Below are 21333 nucleotides of genomic sequence, written 5' to 3' on the forward strand. Positions count from 1 at the left end.
GCCCTCCCCCGCAAGCGGGAGAGGGAGCGCAGTCCCGACGCGGACGTTACACAAGCCAACCTCATCGAACTTTGGCGCGATCAATAGTCGCTCCGCGTGCGCTCGACGATCTCCTCGGGCGTATGGTTCTCTCCGATCGACATCGCACAGATCCGCGACAGATGCAGATAGGACAGCCCGGTCTCCTCCGCCCAGGCGTTGAACTGCGCCTGCACCCTGGCGAGATCGCGCTTCGACTTGACCTCCTCGGCGATATCGAGGCCGGCATCGCGCAGGCAGGCGACGACGTCGCGCGAGGTGACGAAGCCGTCCCAACCGAGGAAGCGCAGCAGCATCTGTCCGGTGTTGCCGCCGAGCCGGCTGCCGCGCTTCGCCAATAACTCCAGCAGCCCAATCTCATCCGATGACGGCCAGGCGCTAAGGAATTTGCCGAAGCTGCCGTGCTCGCGCGCGATCTCCTGCACGAAGCGGCCGTTGTCGCGCACCGACATGATCTTGGCGCCGTTGCGCACGATCCTGGCGTCGCTGACGAGCTTCTCCCAGAATTCGTCGGGCTTGAAGGCGAGCTTGGCGGGCTGGAAGCCGAGGAACGCCTCCTCGAAGCCCGGCCATTTGGCATCGATCACGCTCCAGGCAAAGCCCGCGCAGAACACGCGCCTGGTCATCTCGGCCAGCACGCGGTCGTCGCCGAGCTTGGCCAGCGCCTTGGCGCCCGCCGGCGGCCGCAGCAGCTTCTCCAGCGCCTTCGGCCCGCCCTTGCGCTTCTCGGCGCGCGAGCGGATCACCTTGAATGATGTCACGCCGCCCTCCCCCTCTTTTGCTCTCGAACCGTTGCAGCCGACGGTAATTCGCCCGAAGCATCGTGGCAAACCGGAGCAGCATCGGCTCTTGCAAATCGCCGCGAGCACGGCATGGTTGTGGCCGATGCCCACCAAAGCCAGTGACAGCCCCGATCAGCCCGACGAGACGCCACATTACCACGGCCATCGCGAACGGCTGCGCGAGCGCTTCTATGCGGCCGGGCCCGACGCGCTGACCGACTACGAGCTATTGGAAATGGCGCTGTTCGCCGCGATCCCGCGCCGCGACACCAAGCCGTTGGCCAAGGCGCTCTTGAAGAAGTTCGGCTCGTTCGCCGAGGTGGTGCACGCGCCGGTGGCGCGGCTGCGCGAGGTCGAGGGCGTCAGGGATGCCTCGATCAACCAGATCAAGCTGCTCGCCGCCGCCGCCGGCCGGATCGCCAAGGGCGAGATCAGGCGCAACATCGCGCTGTCGTCCTGGAACGACGTCATCGACTATTGCCGCACCGGCATGGCGTTCGCCGACAAGGAGCAGTTCCGCCTCCTGTTCCTCGACAAGCGCAACCAGCTGATCGCCGACGAGGTGCAGCAGACCGGCACCGTCGATCACACCCCGGTCTATCCGCGCGAGGTGATCAAGCGCGCGCTGGAATTGTCCGCCACCGCGCTGATCCTGGTGCACAACCATCCCTCCGGCGACCCGACGCCGTCGCAGGCCGACATCCAGATGACGAAAGCCATCGTCGACATCGCCAAGCCGCTCGGGATCGCCGTGCACGATCACATCATCGTCGGCAAGAACGGGCATACCAGCTTCAAGGGCATGCGGTTGATTTAGCATTGGACTCGACAAGCCCTCCGCTGTTGTCCCGGCCTAGTGCGCAATTGCGCACGGGGGCCGGGACCCATAACCACGGGGTTGCGTTGTCGAAGCACACCGTGGCTCCAGCTTTGCAAGCCAATTTGCTTTCGTGGTTATGGGTCCCGGGTCGCGCTGCGCTTGCCCGGGACGACATCGAGATTGTGGCGGAGAGTCATACGTCCGCATTCTCGCGACATCTCTTGCCGAGCCTTGCATCTCGTTCCGTCCGCGTCATACGAACCAAGCGCAACTGACGCTAAACTAGCCCATGCAACGTTTTCCGCGCGGCGGCGTTTGTTGCAGGTTGATCTCATGGCTGGGGGACCGATGTCCGATTACGTCATTGAGGAGGGGCTGCCCTATCCGCTGGGCGCCCACTGGAGCGGCCACGGCACCAACTTCGCGGTGTTTTCCGCCAACGCCACCAAGGTCGAGGTCTGCCTGTTCGACGGCGAGCGCGAGACACACCGCTTCGAGCTGCCCGAATATACCGACCAGGTGTTTCACGGCTTCATAAACGGCGTGCAGCCGGGGACGTTCTACGGCTATCGCGTTTACGGTCCCTACCAGCCGGACGGCGGTCACCGCTTCAATCCGAACAAGCTGCTGCTCGATCCCTACGCCTGCGCCCATGCCGGCAGCCTGACGTGGAATCCGGCGGTGTTCGGCTACAAGATGGAGAGCGGCGACGACCTCACCTTCGACGAGCGCGACAGCGCGCCGTTCATGCCGAAATGCGTGGTGGTCGATCCCAATTTCGACTGGGTCCAGGAAGCGCAGCGGCAGGACGTGCATTGGGACGAGACCGTGGTCTACGAGACCCACGTCAAGGGTTTCACTAAACAGCACCCGGGCGTCGACGAACATTTGCGCGGCACCTATGCCGGCTTCGGCTCGAACGCCGCGATCGACCATCTCAAGGCGCTCGGCGTCACCTCGGTCGAGCTGCTGCCGGTGCATTCCTTCATCAACGACAGCAACCTCCTCGACAAGCGCCTCACCAATTACTGGGGCTACAACACCATCGGCTTCTTCGCGCCGGATCCGCGCTACGCCGCCGACGTGCCGAACAGCCTGCGCGAATTCAAGGAGATGGTGTCGCGGCTGCATGGCGCCGGCCTCGAAGTCATTCTCGATGTCGTCTACAACCACACAGCCGAAGGCAATGAGCGCGGCCCGACGCTGTCGTTCAAGGGCATCGACAATGCGAGCCATTACCGGCTGCTGCCGGACAAGCGGCGCTACTACATCAACGACACCGGCACCGGCAACACGGTGAACCTGTCGCATCCGCGGGTGATCCAGATGGTGATGGACAGCCTGCGCTACTGGGCCGGCCACATGCATGTCGACGGCTTCCGCTTCGATCTCGGCACCATCCTGGCGCGCGAGGTCTACGGCTTCGACGAGCAGTCCGGCTTCCTGAAGGCGATGAACCAGGACCCGCTGCTCGCGACCGTCAAGCTGATCGCCGAGCCTTGGGACTGCGGTCCCGGCGGCTACCAGGTCGGTGGCTTCCCGCCAGGCTGGGCGGAGTGGAACGATAAATACCGCAACGTCGTGCGCGATTTCTGGCGCGGCGAGGCGGCACCAGGCAGCCTGGCGCCGCGGCTGCTCGGCTCGCACGACGTGTTCAACCGCGAGGGCCGCCGCACCTGGGCCAGCGTCAACTTCATCACCGCCCATGACGGCTTCACGCTGAACGACTGGGCGAGCTACAACAACAAGCACAATGAGGCCAACGGCGAGCACAACAATGACGGCTCGTCGGACAACCACTCCTGGAATTGCGGCGCCGAGGGCCCGACGAACAATCCGGATATCCGCACTTTGCGTGAACGTCAGAAGCGCAACATGCTGGCGACGCTGCTGGCTTCGCAGGGCACGCCGATGCTGCTCGGCGGCGACGAGTTCGGCCGCACCCAGCGCGGCAACAACAATGCGTACTGCCAGGACAACGACATCTCGTGGTTCGACTGGAATTTTTCCGACGACGCCGGGAAGCTGCTCGCTTTCACCAAGCGGATGATCAAGCTGAGGCGCGACTATCCGATCCTGCGCCGCAGCCGCTTCCTCTCCGGCGATCGCGATTCCCAACTCAAGATCCGCGACGTGGTCTGGATCAGCGCGGCAGGCGTCGAGATGACGCAGGCCGACTGGACCACCGGCTGGATCAAATGTTTCGGCGTCGTGCTCGACGGCCGCGCGCGCAAGACCGCGATCGCGCGTGAGGGCGAGGACGACACGGTGCTTGTCATCCTCAACAGCTACGAGGGCGAGGTCGACTTCAAGCTGCCGCGGACGTCGGCCGGCCCGCGCTGGTCGCTGCTGCTGGATACCAATGCGCCGGAGGATGAGGCGGGTGGCCGGTTTGCGTTCGACGGCACGTACAAGGCGGCCGGGCGTTCGTTCGTGCTCTTCACGGCTGGCGAAGTCACGTCATCCCCGTAGCCCGGATGCAGCGCAGCGAAATCCGGGAATGCCCTCACCCGTTGCACGACCGCCCCGGATTGCGCTGCGCTCCATCCGGGCTACGCCTTCCCCCTGAAAGAGGGAAGGTCGGGATGGGGGTCAGCCACAGGCGACGCTGCAAGCGGAGAAAGCAGATCCCCACCCGCTTTGCTCTGGCGAGCAAAGCGACCTCCCCTTTTCAAGGGGAGGTTGGAGCCGATCCGCTCGGAATGGCGGATTACGCTTCGCTGATCCTCTGGACAGAGCTGCCTTCCCAAACGCTCCCCGCCCCGCGACCCTGTCGGCCAATTGACATTCGGCCGCGGACTGCCAGACTTCGCGGAAAATTAGGGGTGGAGACCTCTGGATGGCCAATCTTTCGGCCTCAAATCACGTCGCCCGTGTTTTGTCGGCGGCCAACCAGGTGGCCGGCGTCGACACCGAGACGCGGATTGCAGCGTCCTGGCGGCGCTGCGTGGTCAGTCACAACCTCGATCCGGCCCGGCGCGGGCCGCCGCAGACCCTGACCGAGGCCGAGGTCCGGCACCTCGCCGAGCCGATGGAGGATTTGATCCAGGTCGCGATCCCCGAGCTCGAGGACCTCGCCCGCGTGCTCCACGACTCCGGCTACTGCGTCAACCTCGCCGATCCCAACGCCACCATGCTGGTGAGCCGGCTGCCCGGGGGCGACTATGCGCGCATGTTCCTGGAATGGAAGATCTACACCGGCTCGAACTTCGCCGAGACGTTCGAGGGCACCAACGGGCTCGGCACCGCGCTCGCCGAGCAGCGGCCGATCCTGGTGCATGGCGACGAGCATTTCCGCGAGCAGTGGCACATGTTCACCTGCGCGGTGTCGCCACTGTTCGATCATGCCGGCCAGCTCGCCGGCGCCGTCAACATCACCTCGTGCCGCAGCGACCTCGGCCGCAGCGCGCATGAACTGGCGCTCGCCGTCACCACGGAGGCGACGCGCCGGATCGAGCAGTCGTTCTTCCGCCGGCGCTACCGCGCCTCCTGGATCGCGATGCTGCCCGGCGACGGGCACGGCATGCTGGCCTATGACGACGACCGCCGTGTCGTCGGCGCGTGCCGCACCGCACGCGCCGCGTTCGGCCTGACCGATGCGATGCTTGAGGACGGCATCGACCTGTCGCATCTCATTCAACTGGACGATCGCGCGACCCGGGTCGCGGACGAGCAGGTCGCGCTGCGCCGCGCCGACGGCACGCCGTGGGGACGCGGCCATCTGGCGCCGCCGGTGCGGACGCGATCGCCGCGTCCGCCATCCACGCCGCCGCGCGAAAAACCGGCCGGACAGTTTTCCGGCCTGCACAGGCTGGCGGGCCGCGATCCCGCGCTGATCAAGGGCGTGAAGCGGCTGATGACGGTCGGCAATCTCGATCTGCCGATCCTGCTGCATGGCGAGACCGGCGCCGGCAAGGACGTGTTCGCGCGCGCCATCCATGCCGCGAGCAATCGCGCCGGCCTCAACTATGTCGCGCTGAACTGCGCGGCGATGCCGGAGAGCCTGATCGATGCCGAGCTGTTCGGCTACGAGGCCGGCGCCTTCACCGGCGCGCGGCGCGAGGGATCGAAGGGACTGATCGTGCAGGCCTCTGGCGGCACGCTGTTCCTCGACGAGATCGGCGACATGCCGCTTTCGCTGCAAACCCGGCTGCTGCGCGTGCTGGAAAACCGCGAGGTCTGGCCGCTCGGCGCGCTGAAGCCTGTCGCCGTCGACATTCGCCTGATCAGCGCCACGCACCGTGACCTGGCGCGGATGGCGGAGGACGGCAGCTTCCGCTCCGATCTGTATTACCGGCTGCGCGGCATGGAGATCCGCCTCCCCGCGTTGCGCGAGCGCGCCGACCGCAAGGACGTCATCGCGCAGATCGCCGACGAGGAAGCGCCGCATTGCCGCATCGCGGCCGACGCCTGGGCGCAGCTGATGGCCTATCCGTTCCCCGGCAACATGCGCCAGCTTCGCCATGTGCTGCGGCTCGCCGGCGCCACCGCCGAGGATGGCGTCATCAGTGAGGCCGATCTCGATCTGCCGCCGTTCAGCGCACGCGGTGTGGAGGCCGATCACGCAGCGAGCGAACGCGCCGCGATCGTCGATGCATTGCGCGCCAATGACGGAAGAGTGACGAACGCGGCCAGGGCACTCGGGCTCAGCCGTGCGACGTTGTACCGGAAGATCAAGGCGTTAGGGATCGCGCTGGACAGCTAGACCAGAGCGGCCCCTGCTGTTCCGGCGGTGCGGGAAAGGTGATATCGTACGCTTTTCGCCTTCAACGCCACGGAGCGGGTCCCATGACACGGTTTCCCCTCGCTGTGGTCGTTGGCCTCATTGCCGCGACCATTTCGCAGCCTGCCGCCTCGGATTCCACTGAACAACGATTGGGCAAAGTCCATTTTGTAACATCCTGCAAGCCTGAAGCGCAGGAGCTGTTCGATCGCGCCATGCTGTATCAGCATTCGTTCTGGTACAGCGCATCGCGACGCACCTTCGAGGAGGTGCTGCAGGCCGACCCGCAATGCGCCATCGCCTATTGGGGGATCGCGCTCAGCTACCTCTACAATCCGCACGCCCCGCCGCCGCCGGAAAACCTTCCGCTCGGCCTTGAAGCTGCGAAAAAAGGCCAGGCGCTGAATGCCGGCACCCCGCGCGAGCGGGAATACATCGATGCGATCGCGGCGATGTATGTCGACTACGACAAGGTCGATCACCGCACCCGCGTGCAGCGATTCCTCGCCGCCGAAGAGCAGGTCGCGGCGCACTATGCCGACGACGACGAGGCGCAGATCGCCTATGCGATCACGCTCAACGTCGCGGCCTCGCCGGGCGACAAGACCTATGCCAACCAGCTGAAGGGCGCCGCGCTGCTCGAACCGATCTTCAAGCGCCAGCCCGAGCACCCCGGCATCGCCCACTATCTGATCCATCTCTACGACTACCCGGCGCTCGCGGAGAAGGGCCTCCCCGCGGCGATGCGCTATGCCAAGATCGCCGAACACGCGCCGCATGCCCAGCACATGCCGTCGCACATCTTCACGCGCGTCGGCTACTGGAAGGAGTCGATCGCCTCGAACAAGGAATCCGCGCGCATCGCCAAGGAAGACGGCGAGCAGCAGGACCAGGCGCACGCGATGGACTATCTGGTCTATGCCTATCTCCAGCTCGGCCAGGACAAGGAGGCGCGTGCGGTGGTCGACGAGCTCGGCAAGCTCCAGTTCAAGCTCGACCGGTTCGCAGGCCCCTTCGCGGTGGCGGCAAGCCAGGCCCGCTATGTCTTCGAACGCGGCGACTGGAAGGGTGCTGCCGCGCTTGAAGTGCATCCGACCAAATACGCCTATGCTGACGCCATCACCTATTTCGCCCGCGCGGTCGGCGCCGCGCGCTCCGGTGACCCCGCCGCCGCCAAGGCCGATGTCGCGAAGCTGGTCGAGCTGCGCGACAAGTTGAAGGACACGAAGGACGCCTACTGGTCCAACATCGTCGACATCCAGCAGCAGATCGCGAGCGCCTGGGTGCTGTACGCCGACGGCAAGTACGACGAGGCGCTCGGCGCGATGAATGCCGCCGCGGAGGCGGAAGACAAGACCGAGAAACATCCCGTCACCCCGGGACCGCTGGCGCCGGCGCGCGAGCTCTACGCGGCGATGCTGCTCGATCGCGGCATGGCCAGGGAGGCGCTCGCCGCCTATGAAGCCGTGCTCAAGAAGGAGCCCAACCGGCTGGCGACTTATCTCGGCATGATCAAGAGCGCTAAGGCGGCCGGCGATCAGGCCAAGATCCGGGAATGCGCTGATCAGATTGCCCGGCTCACGGCCGACGCCGATCTGTCGCGGCCGGAGTTGATCGAATTGCGCCAGACGACCGGAAGCAAGCTGTGATGCCACGGGCGACATGGCGCAACGGTGGAGCGGCGCTGCTCGGCGCCGTTGCGCTATCGCTTTGCCAGGTGCCGCCGGTTGGCGCGATGGAGATCCTCGGCCAGGCCGGCGTGCTCGGCGAATGGGAGCTGACCGGACATCTCACCGAAAGCGCGCCGGGCACGCCCGGGCAGTTCTCCGGACCGCTCAAGATGAAGCATGTGGGCATCTGCACGCAGGACGGGCCGGACGAACGCGCCGGAGAGATCAAGCTGCAAATCACGGGTGCGGATTCGCAGGTCACCGCCGAGCTGGTGCTGGACGGCGCGCCCTGCACCTACAGCGCCCGCAAGACGCGCAATTACGAGGGCACGCTGTCCTGCGCGGGCCGCGCGCCCGTTCCGCTGCTGGTGTGGCTCAAATAGCTGATACCGTCAGGCCGCCGGCCGCGCGCGGCGCAGCCATTCGTTCAGATCGATGCGGCCGAGGCGCGCCTCGCCGAGCGGCACCAGCGAGTGCTGCTCGACCCGGCCGCCCCAGTAAAGCGCGTCGGGATCTTTGACCACCTCGCGCGGATCGCCTTTTGCCTTCAGGTAGCGCGCCACGATCTCGTTGAACGGCGCGCGGTCGGGACCTGCGATCTCGACGATGCCGTTGCGCGGCGGCTCAAGCGCGATATCGGCGACGAGCGCGGAAACGTCCTCCGCCGCGATCGGCTGGAACAGGCCGGGCGAGAGCCTGACCGTGTCTCCAGCTGCGCTCGCATCGGCGATCGCGCCGACGAATTCCATGAACTGGGTCGCGCGGATGATGGTGTAGGCAATCCCGGACGCCTCGATCAGCTTCTCCTGCGCCACCTTGGCGCGGAAGTAGCCGTTCTCGGGCGTGCGGTCAGTACCGACGATCGACAGCGCGACATGGTGCCTGACGCCGGCCGGCTTCTCCGCCGCCAGCAGGTTGCGGCCGGAGGTCTCGAAGAATTCCATCACCGCCTTGTCCTCGAACGAGGGCGAATTGGCGAGGTCGATCACGACCGCCGCGCCGGCCAGCGCCTCCTTCAGCCCCTCGCCGGTGATCGCATTGATGCCGTTTTTCGGCGAGGCGGCGACGACGTCATGGCCGCGCCGGCGCAGAATGGCAACGGTCTTGGAGCCGATCAGTCCGGTACCGCCGATCACAACGATCTTCATGGTGATACTCCTTGTCGGTGACGAGGTTTCTCGAGACATGCTTGCCGGATTTGCCCGCGGCAATCGTCAGGGGTGTGTCGATCCGCTGCAACTTCGATGGTTGCCGCGCGCGGCCGACCACGGCAGCGGGGAGAAGGATTGATGAGTTCGCGCTCCCTCCTGGTCGCTCGCTCGCACGCAACCACACTATAGCACGCCACGGCTGTTCTGATGTCGCGGAACCTGCCATCTGATGCGTCATCTGATGCGCACGAGCCGTCGGTGGCTACGCTTGCTGAACCTTCTACCGTCGCGTAAACTAATGCGTGCGTTCCAGCCAGCGTGCTGGGGTACCGAAAGCTTCGGCCGCTGCCGGGATATCACCGCGGGCTCTCTTTCGTGCTGCAACGCAAATGCTGGGCATGACGTTTAGCCCGCCGTGCACTCCTTGATTTGATTTCAGCAAACACAGGAGGAGTCTATGCGGAATTTTATCACCTTTTTCGTTTCCAGCGTGGCAATCGTCGTTGCGGGGTCGACCGCGTTAGCGGGTGAGAAGGTGCTCGAATTCAAGCTCGTCACCAAGCCTGTCGACGTCAAAGTCATCGAGGCAGCAAACGTCGAAGGGCAGACGGTCGTTTCCGGCAAGTTCTTTGGTGTCGCCGTCTTCAGTGATGGCCATATCGGGGTGAAGGAGTTCGTCCATTCAGGAGACATGCTGAAGGGCTCGGGCTCCTATTACGGTTACAGCACCTACACGTTCGAGGAAGGCGCGATCACCGCGCGTTACACCGGCGCGATCAAGGACGGAAAATCAAACGGCGAATATACGATCCTTTCGGGCACGGGCGCCTATGCGAATGCGACGGGCACAGGAACGATTGAAAGCGCACCGAACCCGTTCAAGGGGGTCAATCTCCTGAACATCAAACTGGTCGTGAGAACGCCGGGGTCATAGCTGCGCAGCGTCCGCGGGACCACGGGAAGGACAGCGACGCCTCACATGAGCGTTGGCCCGGCCAGCGGTCGCACGGCCGCGCCGGGCCCACGCTGCGCGGGAAGGTCAAGGCGTTGACGATCGGGCTGAATGGTTGGCGAGTTCGTATTCTATCTCCGTCATGGCCGGGCTTGTCCCGACCATCCACGTCTTGGCCGTGCAGGAAGTAAGGACGTGGATGCCCGGCACAAGGCCGGGCATGACGAGTGCAAAGAGTGTCGCAGCGAACCAAACAATCGCCGATTTGATCAATCCGTCAGGAAAACTCGTTCCAGCTGACACGCCGTGCGTCGAGGTCGCCGAGCTCGACCGGATCATGGATGTTGCGCACGCTCTGGAAGCCGCTGCGCAGATAGATCAGCGGATCGACCGTGGTCGCGGCGCGGACGTGCTGGACTTCGCCGATGAAGATCGAATGGGTCTTGGTCTCGAGCTCCTGCGCCAGCACGCAGTCGAACGCCGCGACGGCATCCTCCAGCACCGGGGCGCCGGTCGCGCCGGTGGTCCAGCGCCCAAACGCAAAACGGTCGTCGCCGTTGACGCCCTTCTGGCCGGAGAAGGTCAGCGCCAGCAGAGCGTGGTCTTCGTTCAGAAAGTTGATGACGAAATGGCGCTCCTCGCGGATGCGCTGATGCGCGCTGGCGTTACGGTTAACGCAGACCAGCACCGAGGGTGGATTGTCCGACAGCGAGCAGGCCGAGGTCACGGTCAGGCCGGTGCGCTGCCCGGTCTCGGAGCCGACCGTCACCAGCGCGACGGCGCCCGCGCAATGGCGCATCGCCTGCTTGAAACTCTGTGCGTCGACCGTCATGCCGCAAACCCTGTTTGAGCATGATCTTGCCCGGAAAACCGCTTCGCACTTCTCCGGATCATGCTTCGGTAAAAAACACTCCGTTCAAGATATGCGACGCGGGGTGCGAGGCAAGCCCCGCACCCCGCGCAGCTGTCATGCAGCCTTCTCGAACTCGGCGCCGAGATGCTTGAGCCGCGGCATCACCTCGTTCTTGAGCAGGTCCAGCGAGTGCCGCCAGGCTTCCGGCTTGTGCTTGTAGTCGAAGCCGAACACGCAGAGGACGCCGAAGCCGCCGACCTCCCGGTAGATCTTCTCGATCTTCTCGGTGACCGTCGCGGGCGAGCCGACGATCCAATTCCGGCGCGCGCAATATTCGACGGTGACGTCGCTGTCGGGCACGTCGGGCGCGTGCTTCAGATAGTCCTTGAAACCGAAATGGCCGAGCAGCGGCAGGAAGTACTCGCTCATCATCCGGCCCATCATGTCGCCGGTCGAGAGCTTCCACGCCTCCTCGTCGGTATCCGCCACGAACACCTCGCGCACCAGCCGCCAGTCCTTGCGGCTCGGCTTGCGGCCGGTCTTGGCAGCACCGGCCTCGACCGAATCCCAGTGGCTGCCGACATAGGCCGGGTTGAGGTTGAGGCTCATCGGGATGAAGCCGCGCTCGCCGGCGAGCTTGAGCGTGTCGGAGTTCTTCGACAGGCCGGCGACGCCGATCGGCGGATGCGGGCCCTGCAACGGCTTGATGTGCGGCTTGAGGAAGTCGAACATCGTGTCCGGCTTGCTCACCGTCCAATATTTGCCCTTGTGCGTCCAGGGTCCCGGCTCGGACCACATCTTCAGGATGATCTCGAGCGCCTCGCGGGTCATGTCGCGGTTCTGGCCCGACATGCCGTCGACATTGAACATCGCCCAGTCGCTCGGCAGGCCCGAGGCCGCGACGCCGAAGTTGAGGCGCCCGTTCGAGAGATGATCGAGCATCGCAACGCGGTTCGCGAGTTCGGCGGGATGATGATACGGCAGCAGGAAACCGCCGGGCCCGATGCGCAGATTCTTGGTCTGCAGCAGCGCCTGCGCCACCAGCAGGTCAGGCGACGGGTGCGGCTCCCACGGCGCGGTGTGGTGTTCGCCGATCCAGGCTTCCTGATAGCCGAGCTCGTCGAGCCAGCGCAGCGTCTGCAGGTCCCAGTCGTGGCCCTCCTTCAATCCGCACTCCGGCGGGTGCGAGGGCATGGTGAAGTATCCAAGCTCCATGTGCGTTTCCTTCCTTCGCGTTGGGTTCAGTCATGCAATGCGTCTTGCCGCGCATTGCATGACAATCAGCAAGCGCTGTGCCAGCGGAGGAAGTCGCAGGGAATGGGTGAGAACGGCCGGATTTCGGCCGGCTGCGCGCCGGTCTTCGGGCTTAGGAGCGCCGCGACCGTCTCACGGTCGCGAGACGTGTCGCAATCGTGAGACGGATAATGCCCCTCATGGTGAGGAGCGCGAATGCGCGTCTCGAACCATGAGGCCCGTCTGCCTACATCCTTCGAGACGCCCGCTATGCGGGCTCCTCAGGATGAGGGTCAGGAATCACCCCGCCGCGCGGCGCGGCTGGGCGTTGGTATCGGGCTCGGAGGGTGGAGGAAGCTGCATCAGGATGGTCTGGCCCATCGAGGCGATCTCGATGCCCTCCTCCTGGAAGCGCCGTTTCATGCGGCGGTTGAACTCGCGTTGCACCGCCCAGCGGCCGCTATCGGTGCAGCGGATCTGGCCGACGATGGTCACGACCGAGCCGTCGACCTTGTCGACGCCCCACAATTCGAGGTCGCCTCGAATGAATGCGCGATACGCCGTCTCCTGGCGCATTTGGGCGACGATGTCCTTCAGCACCTCGCCGGCGCGGTCGGTGTCCTCCTTGTAGGACACGTTGACGCTGACCGCGGCATTGCCGGCGCCGCGGCTGGAGTTGGTGATCGTCGTCACCGCGCTGAACGGCACCACGTGCACCGAACCGTCGCCGGCGCGCAGCCGCATGGTGCGGATCGAGACGTTCTCGACCACGCCCGAGAGGCCCGACACCGTGACGTTGTCGCCGACCTGCACGGTGTTCTCGATCAAAAGGAACAGCCCGGTGATGAGGTCCTGCACCAGCTTCTGCGAGCCGAAGCCGATCGCGATGCCGACGATGCCGGCGCCGGCGAGCAGCGGCGCGACATTGACGCCGATCTCGCTGAGCGCCGTGAGGCCGACCACCGCGACGATCATGCAGAACAGCGCGGTTCGCAGCATCGGCTGGAAGGTGCGCAGGCGCGCGGCGCGGGCGTAATGCCCGTCGCGCGACAGGGTGTCGATCTGCCGGTCCATCAGCGCATTGGCGACCTCCCAGATCACGGCCGCGGCCAGCGCGGCGATGCCGATCGTCACCAGCGCCGAGATCAGGCGGCTTCCGATCTGGCCGCCATAGAACCAGACGATGGCGTCGACGCCCCAGACCTCGAGCAGCGCGACGAAGCCAATGAAGGCGATCACCGCCGTGACCACCTTGCGCAGCAGCGGCAGATAGCGGTTGGCGCGGGTCTCGAGCCCGGGGAAGCGCTGGATCAGCTCCGGGCTGATGCGAAAGCCGCGATCGATCAGGCTCAGCACCACCATGGTGACGAGGCGGGTAACCAGGAGCACCGCGATGGTTCCGACGAAATATTGCAGCAGCAGCGAATAGCCGTTGCGGATGTTGAGCGCCCACACCGCCCACAGCGCGAGGTCGAGCGCGATCGCCAGCACATGCCAGAGTGCCGCGAGCCGGTTACGCGTCCGCGCCGCAAGCCCGGTGCGATCGGCCGGCGCGCGGATGACGTCGGCGACCTGGCGGCGGCACTGCAGGATGATGACGACGACAAAGAGATGCACCACCAGCATCACGAGCCGGATCAGCGCGGCATAGCCGGCGCGATGCAGCCCGAGCAGCAGCGCGACATTGGCAAAGGCGATGCCGGAGACGCCGACGGCAACGATCCGCCGGGCCCAGATCTCGATATAGGCCGCGGTCTCGGCACGGACGCGGAACAGGCCGAACGGCCCTGCCAGCGCGCGCACCGCGCAGATCAAGACGCGCGAGAACACATAGGCGTTGACGACGGCCAGGATCACGAGACGCGTGGTCGATTGATCGCCGATCTCGGTGCCGAGCAGCGCGGTGGCGATGCCGCCGAACACGACGACCGGCAGCAATTCGAGCAACAGGCGCCCAAGCACGAAGGGCAGCCGGATCAGCGACTGCCAGGCCCGCGCCAGGCTCAGCCGGCGCCGCTGCAACTCGGGCGCCGGCGTGACGTCGGCAACCGACGACGGCGGATCGACGCTGGCGAGCGTCTGCACCGGCATGCGCGCGGTCTGCGGCAGCCGCGCTTCCAGGAACGCGACCGGCCGCTTGATCAGGCGGAACACCACCCATTCGGCGGCCAGCGCGCAGCCGAACACCAGCGCCAGCTTCCAGGCGATATCGATCAAGAGGCCATAGGCGACCGGATCATTGGCGGTGCGCACGAACCAGTAATAGAACGCCGGGAAATGCGTCAGCGTGCGCGCGACGTCGGCGACCTCGCGCGACATCTCACCGACCTGCTCGGACACCATCAGCAACAGCTGCGCACCAAGGCTGTCGGCGGTGAGCGGGATCGATGACTGCGGCTGCTCGGGCGCCGGCTGCGCCGCCGCCTGCGGCGAGGCATTGGCGATGGCGCGCAGCGTGTTGATGATCTCGCCGCGTTTCTTGTCGTCCTGCAGCGTGTCGAGCGCGCGCTTGGCCTGCTCGGGCGTCAGCGCGTCGCTGGTAACGGGTTGCGGCGGCGCCGGCTTGGCGGCCGGCTGCGCGAACGCGGGAGAGACGAACAAAGTGAAGACGAGAAGCAGCGCAAGGCGAAGTTTGTGCGACACGAGGGCCTCATAAAATAACTGCGCGACCGCAAACCCTTGGGAGGAATCTGCTCTCGCGCTCGCGCCATGTCGGATACTCCTTTTCGCCCCGATGGTGTGTCGGAAGTTTGCCGCTGTGACGGCCATCTCTTGGCATTTGCCGCAACATAATCGTCACAGGCGTTGAGCCGCGTTTACACTTCCAGTGCACGTTCCCGGCCGATCGGCTCACTACACGTCAGGGATGAGACGGCAGAATCTTTCGCTTGACGCGCAGGAGCCGCCGTGATGTTCTTACTTTGTTCTTTTGTTCCCAATTGCGTTTCGGGGGTCTCATGCACGACGTGTTTAGCGACGACGGTCCGGTGCGGCTCTTCATTCACGACGACGACGAGACCCCGCTGGAATTCGTGCAGGATTTGTTGCGCACCGTGTTCGGGAAATCCGAGCAGGAAGCCATCGCATCCGCTGCCTTGATCGAGGCCAAGGGCGCCGTTCCGTGCGGCCCCTATCCGGGACCGGTGGCACGGGCAATCTTCAACTCGGCGAAATGGCTGATCCGCTCGAACGGTCAGCCGTTGATGATCACCACCGAGTCCGCCGACGCCAGCCGGCCCTGCGATCTCTGCGAAGCCCCGAGGGCCGTGACGGAGATTCTGATCCCCGGTACAACTGCGTCGCTGTGCAGCGAATGCCTGCTCGCTGCACGCCGCAGCTCGGAAGAATTGCCGGGCGAGACGTTTCGGTCCGCTTACGTTGCGCTCGACTGGCATTTCGCCGGCGTGCCGCGCAACCTGGTCGTGACACGGGCGCGACAGTTTCCGGGCCACATGCGCGCCGACGTTCAGGTCGCGATCGACAAGCTGCTCACCGATCCAATCCATTTCTTCGGCATCCATGAGGAATATCGCTACGAGACGCTCGACTTCGCGGCGCTGATGAAGGCCGGCCGCAATGCGCCGGCGATCGCGCCGCCGCAATATCGCGACGTCGATATCGGCGAGGCCGAGCCGGTGAAATGCCTTGCCAATGGACTGTGGCTGTGCCGAACCGGCGAGCTGCGCTACGCCGTGCTGCTGACGTTCCATCGCGAATATAATCACGAGCCGTCGCTGCGAATCGAGCTTGCGTTGCCCGCCGGGGCGACCGGCAATGCTTTCGTGCAGCGCACCTTCTCCGAGTTGGAGGCCGCCGTGCATGCAGCGCGATCCTATCGCGGCAAGATCCTGTCGCTGGAGGATGGCGCCAACTATCGCGGACGTTCGCGTGGCTTGACCGTGCATCGCCTGCCGACGGTCGCTCGCGATGACGTGATCCTGCCGGACCGGACGCTGCGGCTGCTCGACCGCAACGTGCTCGGTTTTGTCGGGAGCCGCGATCTGTTGCGCGGGCTCGGCCAGTCGACCCGCAAGGGCATCCTGCTCTACGGCCCGCCCGGCACCGGCAAGACCCACACCATCCGCTATCTCGCCACCAACCTGCCAAACCACACAACGCTGATCATCACCGCCGAGCAGGTCGGCCTTCTGGGCGCCTATATGAGTCTTGCCCGGCTGCTGCAGCCGACCATGGTCGTGATCGAGGATGTCGATCTGATCGCACGCGACCGCGAGGACATGGGCGGACCGTGCGAGGAATCCCTGCTCAACAAGCTGCTTAACGAGATGGACGGCCTGAAGGAGGATTGCGACATCCTGTTCGTGCTGACCACCAATCGGCCGGAAGAGCTGGAAGGCGCGCTGGCCGGCCGGCCCGGCCGCATCGACCAGGCCATCGAGGTGCCGCTGCCCGACGAGACCGGACGCGGCAAGCTGATCCGGCTGTACGGCAAAGGCCTGCCGCTGGAGCAGCCGATCGTCGACGAAGCGGTGCAGCGCACCGCCGGCGTCAGCGCCGCCTTCATCAAGGAGCTGATGCGCCGCATCGCGCAGGCCAGCATCGCCCGCGAGGGAGGCCAGGATGTCACCGCTGACGACATCGACGGAGCGCTGAACGAGATGCTGTTCGACGGCGGCCGGCTCAACGTGAAGCTGCTCGGCGGCGCGCAGGGCATGAGTGCGGGGTGATCAGAATGGCTGCGCTTCCCGGCCGATTTGCTGCTTCTCTCTATCTCAAAAATGAGATATCCTCACGATGTCCTGGAGGGTCGAAATCCTCAACGAGGTCGTCGTGGAAGAGATCGCGGCGCTTCCAGCCGACATGCAGGCGCGTTTCATCCGCCTTTCGGAGCGCATTGCTGCCGCTGGGCTCGAAAGCCTGGGCGAACCGCATGTGAAGCATTTGGTCGGCAAACTTTGGGAGTTGCGATTGACCGGGCGCGATGGAATCGCAAGGGCACTCTATGTGACGGCCTTCGGCCGGCGCGTTGTGATCGTCCGCGCGTTCGTGAAGAAGTCTCAAAAGACGCCACCGAGTGAGATCGAGTTAGCGCTGCGGCGAGCGAAGGAAGTCGCATGACTGTACCGTTCGAAAAGCTCAAGGCGCGCCTGTTGGCCAATCCGAAGGTCCGGGCGGAATACGATGCACTCGCGCCTGAGTTCGAAATCGCTGCCGAGTTGCTCAGGGCGCGTCAGCGCGCGGGACTGTCGCAATCCGAGCTGGCGGCCAAGATGGGCACCAGCCAATCAACCATCGCCCGTCTCGAAAGCGGCCAGACGCTTCCAAGCACCAAAACGTTGCTGCGATTTGCCAAGGCGACTGGCAGCAAGTTCCAGATCCGGCTTTCAGCCGCATAAGGCCTGCCAAAGCAGCAGACAGCACGGCTGGCCGATCATTTCATCGTTTGCGGCAGCAGCAGCGCGCCCTCGCCGGCCGCGACGCGGGCAAGCTCTTCCGACACGCGCGCCAGCACGCGGTCCCAAGCCTGTGGCTTGTCCTGGCGGAACAGCCGCATGGTCGGATACCAGGGCGTGTCGGCGCGGTCGCGCAGCCAGCGCCAGTCGAGCGCATAGGGACACAGCATCCAGACCGGGCGGCCCAGCGCGCCGGCGAGATGCGCCACCGAGGTGTCGACGGCGATGACGAGATCGAGCGCGCAGATGGCCGCCGCGGTGTCGGCGAAATCGCCGAGCGTCGGCGCGAGGTCGACGATACCTGCGCCAAGGCCCCGCAGCACCGGAGCATCGTCCGGCCGCGGCTCCTTCTGCAGGCTGTAGAGCTGCACGCCTGATGTGACCAGCCGCGGCAGCACCGCGTCCGCCGGCAGCGAGCGCTGGCGGTCACCCTTGTGCCTGGGATTGCCGGCCCAGACCACGCCGACCTTCAGCGCAGTCACGCCGGCGAGCGCCTCGCGCCAGCGCGCGAGCTTGCCGGCATCCGCCCTCAGATAGGATATCGCTGCGGGAATGGTCTCGACGGTGGTGCGGAAGATCCGCGGCAGGCTCAGCAGCGGCAGCTGCAGATCGAACGGCGGCAGCGGCTCGCCGCGCGCGAACACCGCGACACCGGGCAGCATCGGCCGCAGCAGCGCGACCAGCCCCGGCTGCACCTGCAGCATGATCCGGCCGCCTTTGCCCGCCAGCATCGGCACATAGCGGACGAAATTGATGGCGTCGCCGAGCCCGTATTCGGCAAACAGCAGCAGCGTACGTCCTGCGAGCGGCTCGCCCTGCCATTCCGGCTCGTCGAACACGGGATCGCCGTCGCTGAGCATCCTGGTCTTGCGGCGCCACTGATACTCCTCAAAGCCCTCCTCGAACTCGCCGTTCATCAGCAGGAAATGGGCGTGGTTGTAGTGCGCCAGTGGCTGCTCGGGATCGAGCGCGATGGCCCGGCGCGACGCGACGAGCGCCGCATCGATCTCGCCGGCATTGCGCAGCGCGACCGCGAGATTGGCGTGGCCCTTGGCATAGAGCGGCTCGAGCTCGATGGCGCGCCGATGCGCGGCGACCGCGGCCTCGACCAGGTTCTGCGCCTCGAAGATGATCCCGAGATTGGTGTGCGCGGCGGCGTAGTCCGGCTTCAGCGCCAGCGCGAGCTCGGCGCAGGCGATGGCGTCGTCGACCTGCCCGAGTTCGAACAGGCAGGCGCCGAGATTGTTGAGGATGACGTGATCGGACGGGTCGCGGGCCGAGACCTGCCGATAGATGCGGACGGCCTCCTCGCGCTCGCCCGCCTCGTGCAGCACCATGGCCAGCAGGCGCTGCGGCGCGATGCTGCCGGGATCGAGTGCGATCGCGCGGCGGTAGTGCAGGATCGCGTCCTCCAGCAAGCCCTGGCGATAGAGCGCCGCGCCAAGGCCGCAATGCAGCCCGGCATTGTCGGGATCCGCGGCAAGCCCGCGGCGATAGGCCGTGGCGGCCGCTTCGTGCCTTTTCTGATCGCTCAATACATTGCCGAGGTTGAGCCAGACGCCCCGATAGACCGGGTCGCGCGCGATCACCTCGCGATAGGCCTGTTCCGCCTCGACCGGCCGCTGCTGCCCGGCCAGCGCGACGGCGAGGTTGAACCGCGCCCGAGTCAGGCCGCCATCGAGTGCGATCGCACGGCGGAATGCGGCCTCGGCCTCGTCGAAACGCGACAGATCGCACAGCGCAACGCCGAGCTTGATGTGCAGGCCGGCATCCTGCGGCCGCAGCGTGACACCGCGCCGGAACGCCGCCGCCGCGCCTTCGTGCTCGCCCTTCACGGCAAGCGCGTCGCCGAGCGTGGCGAAGGCCGGTGCATAATCCGGATCGAGGTTGAAGACCCGATTCAGCAGCAGCGCGCCTTCGGCGGCACGATCGGTCACGAAGGCGATGACGGCGGACAGATGCAGCGCCGGAACATGGTCGGGATCGGCGGTGAGGATGTCGCCGCACAGCGTGCCGGCCTCCGCCGCGCGGCCCGCGCCGTAATGCGCCACCGCATCCCGCAACATCCGATCGACCGCCACGCTGCCCACGATACCGCCCCTGCCAACGACCCCGATGCGGATTAAACGGGCGGCGCCGCGAAATCCGGCACGCGAATTCCGATTGAAGGATCATGAGCTGGGTGCGCGCCCCGACCTCTTCTCCTTCCCCCTGAAAGGGGGAAGGTCGGGATGGGGGTCAGCCGCAGACGACGCTGCAAGTGGAGAGAGCTGATCCCCACCCGCTTTGCTCTGACGAGCAAAGCGACCTCCCCTTTTCAAGGGGAGGTCAGAGGGTGACCAGGAGAGACGATACCCGCCATCGCCGCTCTTGACGGCCGCCGGATCATGTAACATATGAAGTTACATGATCCGCGATAGCCGTCTGTCCAGCGTCCTCCATGGCCTGCTCCACATGATCGGCGCCGGCGAGCCGGTCACGTCGGAGCAACTTGCGCAGGCGATGGCCACCAACCCGGTGGTGGTGCGCCGCGTGATGGCGGGGCTGCGCGAGCAGGGTCTGGTGCATTCGGAGAAGGGCCATGGCGGCGGCTGGACGCTGGCGCGCGATCCCGCCGACATCACGCTCGCCGACATCTATCGCGCGGTCGGCGCGCCCACGATCGTTGCGATGGGCCATCGCTCGGAAAATCCCGGCTGCCTGGTCGAACAGGCCGTCAACGACGCGCTCGGAGACACGTTTCGCGAGGTCGAGGCGCTGTTCCTGAAGCGGCTCGGCACGGTGACGCTCGATGCGCTCGCGAGGGATTTCAAGCGTCGGCTCGCCAAACACAAGCAAAGTCTCGAGGACCAGATTCATGCAGTCAAGTGAGCAGGCGAAACCTCTGCCGTACAACGATCCCGCGCACTGGGACAAAATGGTCGCCGCCTATGAGGCGCAGTCGCAGCCGTTCACGACGCTGTTCGCCGACGCCGCGGTCGCAACACTCCCGATCGGCCCGTCATCGAACGTGCTCGACGTCGCCACCGGTACCGGCGCCGCGGCACTTGCCGCCGCGCGCACCGGCGCTGACGTCACCGCGATCGACTTTTCCGCCGGCATGGTGGCGCGGGTCCGTGCGCATGGGCTTCCAAATATCGAGGCGCGGCAGATGGACGGCCAGGCGCTCGACCTGCCGGATGCCGCCTTCGATGCGGCGGTGTCGGTATTCGGCGTGATGCTGTTTCCGGACTGGCGCGCCGGCCTCTGCGAGATGGCGCGGGTGACACGACCGGGCGGATCGGCGGCGATTGCGGTCTGGAAAAGCGCCGATGGCGCCGCCGTGCATCTCTTGCTCTCGCAGATCATCCGACGGCTCTATCCTGACAACGTCACGCCGATGCCCTGCACCGGCCTCGCCGAGCTCGCCGATCCCGGCCGCCTCGCCGCTGCGCTCATCGCCGCCGGCTTCTCCGATCCGGCGATTGCCGAGATCACCCACGACTTCAAGCTCAATGTCGCCAATCGCGGCGACGTCGACAAATTGTTCGAGTTCATGCCGCATTGGAGCGGGCTCGATGCCGAGCAGAGCGCCGCAGTCGCCCGCGCCTTCCGCGCCGAGATCGCGCGCAGGCGTGTCGGCGACAGCTTCGCGATTCCGTCGACCGCGCTGATCGCGACGGCCCGGCGGGCTTGACCGCAGCTGGCGTGATCCGA

17 protein-coding genes are annotated in these 21333 nt (G+C 65.7%); 11 read left to right on the forward strand and 6 right to left on the reverse strand.

Annotated features, from left to right (window positions below):
- Positions 1-80: 80 nt before the first annotated feature.
- Positions 81-800, reverse strand: coding sequence for a DNA-3-methyladenine glycosylase I (locus PMN64_RS13180; RefSeq protein WP_411781001.1), 720 nt, complete (start codon positions 798-800; stop codon positions 81-83).
- 124 nt (positions 801-924) lie between these two features.
- Between PMN64_RS13180 and radC the strand changes: the two genes are divergently transcribed.
- The 5 genes from radC (at position 925) to PMN64_RS13205 (ending at position 8417) form a co-directional block, all read left to right on the forward strand.
- On the forward strand, positions 925-1638 hold the full coding sequence (gene radC / locus PMN64_RS13185; RefSeq protein ID WP_411781002.1) for a RadC family protein: 714 nt from the start codon (positions 925-927) through the stop codon (positions 1636-1638).
- Between the two features lie 351 nt (positions 1639-1989).
- The gene (gene glgX, locus PMN64_RS13190) at positions 1990-4113 is read left to right on the forward strand and encodes a glycogen debranching protein GlgX (RefSeq protein ID WP_411781003.1); all 2124 of its coding nucleotides are present in this window, start codon (positions 1990-1992) and stop codon (positions 4111-4113) included.
- Between the two features lie 367 nt (positions 4114-4480).
- Entirely contained in the window at positions 4481-6346 is a 1866-nt protein-coding gene (locus tag PMN64_RS13195) for a sigma-54-dependent Fis family transcriptional regulator (protein WP_411781004.1), read from the forward strand.
- Between the two features lie 83 nt (positions 6347-6429).
- Positions 6430-8013 carry a hypothetical protein gene (locus PMN64_RS13200; protein WP_411781005.1) on the forward strand — a complete coding sequence of 528 codons (1584 nt, stop codon included), beginning with the start codon at positions 6430-6432 and terminating at the stop codon, positions 8011-8013.
- Positions 8013-8417 carry a hypothetical protein gene (locus PMN64_RS13205; protein ID WP_411781006.1) on the forward strand — a complete coding sequence of 135 codons (405 nt, stop codon included), beginning with the start codon at positions 8013-8015 and terminating at the stop codon, positions 8415-8417. The genes PMN64_RS13200 and PMN64_RS13205 overlap by 1 nt, the downstream gene beginning before the upstream one ends.
- Positions 8418-8426: 9 nt before the next feature.
- Here the strand turns inward: PMN64_RS13205 and PMN64_RS13210 are convergent, their stop codons facing one another.
- Positions 8427-9182, reverse strand: coding sequence for an SDR family oxidoreductase (locus tag PMN64_RS13210; protein WP_411781007.1), 756 nt, complete (start codon positions 9180-9182; stop codon positions 8427-8429).
- 460 nt (positions 9183-9642) lie between these two features.
- Here PMN64_RS13210 and PMN64_RS13215 point away from each other — a divergent pair, with 460 nt between their 5' ends.
- A complete protein-coding gene (locus PMN64_RS13215; protein ID WP_137481292.1) occupies positions 9643-10119 on the forward strand; it encodes a hypothetical protein in 477 nt (158 codons plus the stop codon).
- A 295-nt stretch (positions 10120-10414) separates the two neighbouring features.
- Here PMN64_RS13215 and PMN64_RS13220 read toward each other — a convergent pair whose 3' ends face one another.
- The 3 genes from PMN64_RS13220 to PMN64_RS13230 all read right to left on the reverse strand — a co-directional run bounded on the left by PMN64_RS13220 (position 10415) and on the right by PMN64_RS13230 (position 14866).
- Entirely contained in the window at positions 10415-10969 is a 555-nt protein-coding gene (locus PMN64_RS13220; protein WP_016847112.1) for a flavin reductase family protein, read from the reverse strand.
- Positions 10970-11104: 135 nt separating this feature from the next.
- Positions 11105-12205: an LLM class flavin-dependent oxidoreductase gene (locus PMN64_RS13225; RefSeq protein WP_018269514.1), complete on the reverse strand. Its 1101-nt coding sequence runs from the start codon at positions 12203-12205 to the stop codon at positions 11105-11107.
- 318 nt (positions 12206-12523) lie between these two features.
- Positions 12524-14866 carry a mechanosensitive ion channel family protein gene (locus PMN64_RS13230; protein WP_411781008.1) on the reverse strand — a complete coding sequence of 781 codons (2343 nt, stop codon included), beginning with the start codon at positions 14864-14866 and terminating at the stop codon, positions 12524-12526.
- 314 nt (positions 14867-15180) lie between these two features.
- On the opposite strand from PMN64_RS13230, the gene PMN64_RS13235 reads away from it, so the two are divergent.
- From PMN64_RS13235 to PMN64_RS13245, 3 genes are all read left to right on the forward strand, one after another.
- A complete protein-coding gene (locus PMN64_RS13235) occupies positions 15181-16911 on the forward strand; it encodes an ATP-dependent Clp protease adaptor ClpS (RefSeq protein ID WP_411781009.1) in 1731 nt (576 codons plus the stop codon).
- A 103-nt stretch (positions 16912-17014) separates the two neighbouring features.
- Positions 17015-17302: a type II toxin-antitoxin system RelE/ParE family toxin gene (locus PMN64_RS13240; protein ID WP_338132175.1), complete on the forward strand. Its 288-nt coding sequence runs from the start codon at positions 17015-17017 to the stop codon at positions 17300-17302.
- Between the two features lie 32 nt (positions 17303-17334).
- A complete protein-coding gene (locus tag PMN64_RS13245) occupies positions 17335-17580 on the forward strand; it encodes a multiprotein-bridging factor 1 family protein (RefSeq protein ID WP_244435836.1) in 246 nt (81 codons plus the stop codon).
- A 35-nt stretch (positions 17581-17615) separates the two neighbouring features.
- Here the strand turns inward: PMN64_RS13245 and PMN64_RS13250 are convergent, their stop codons facing one another.
- Entirely contained in the window at positions 17616-19703 is a 2088-nt protein-coding gene (locus tag PMN64_RS13250; protein ID WP_411781038.1) for a tetratricopeptide repeat protein, read from the reverse strand.
- Between the two features lie 340 nt (positions 19704-20043).
- On the opposite strand from PMN64_RS13250, the gene PMN64_RS13255 reads away from it, so the two are divergent.
- Both PMN64_RS13255 and PMN64_RS13260 read left to right on the forward strand, forming a co-directional pair.
- Positions 20044-20508 (forward strand): Rrf2 family transcriptional regulator, encoded by a 465-nt coding sequence (locus PMN64_RS13255; protein ID WP_028340427.1) that lies wholly within the window; start codon positions 20044-20046, stop codon positions 20506-20508.
- Entirely contained in the window at positions 20495-21313 is an 819-nt protein-coding gene (locus PMN64_RS13260; RefSeq protein WP_411781010.1) for a class I SAM-dependent methyltransferase, read from the forward strand. The genes PMN64_RS13255 and PMN64_RS13260 overlap by 14 nt, the downstream gene beginning before the upstream one ends.
- Positions 21314-21333 lie beyond the last annotated feature (20 nt).

This window comes from Bradyrhizobium sp. UFLA01-814, from assembly GCF_046718885.1.
Classification (GTDB): Bacteria; Pseudomonadota; Alphaproteobacteria; order Rhizobiales; family Xanthobacteraceae; genus Bradyrhizobium; species Bradyrhizobium elkanii.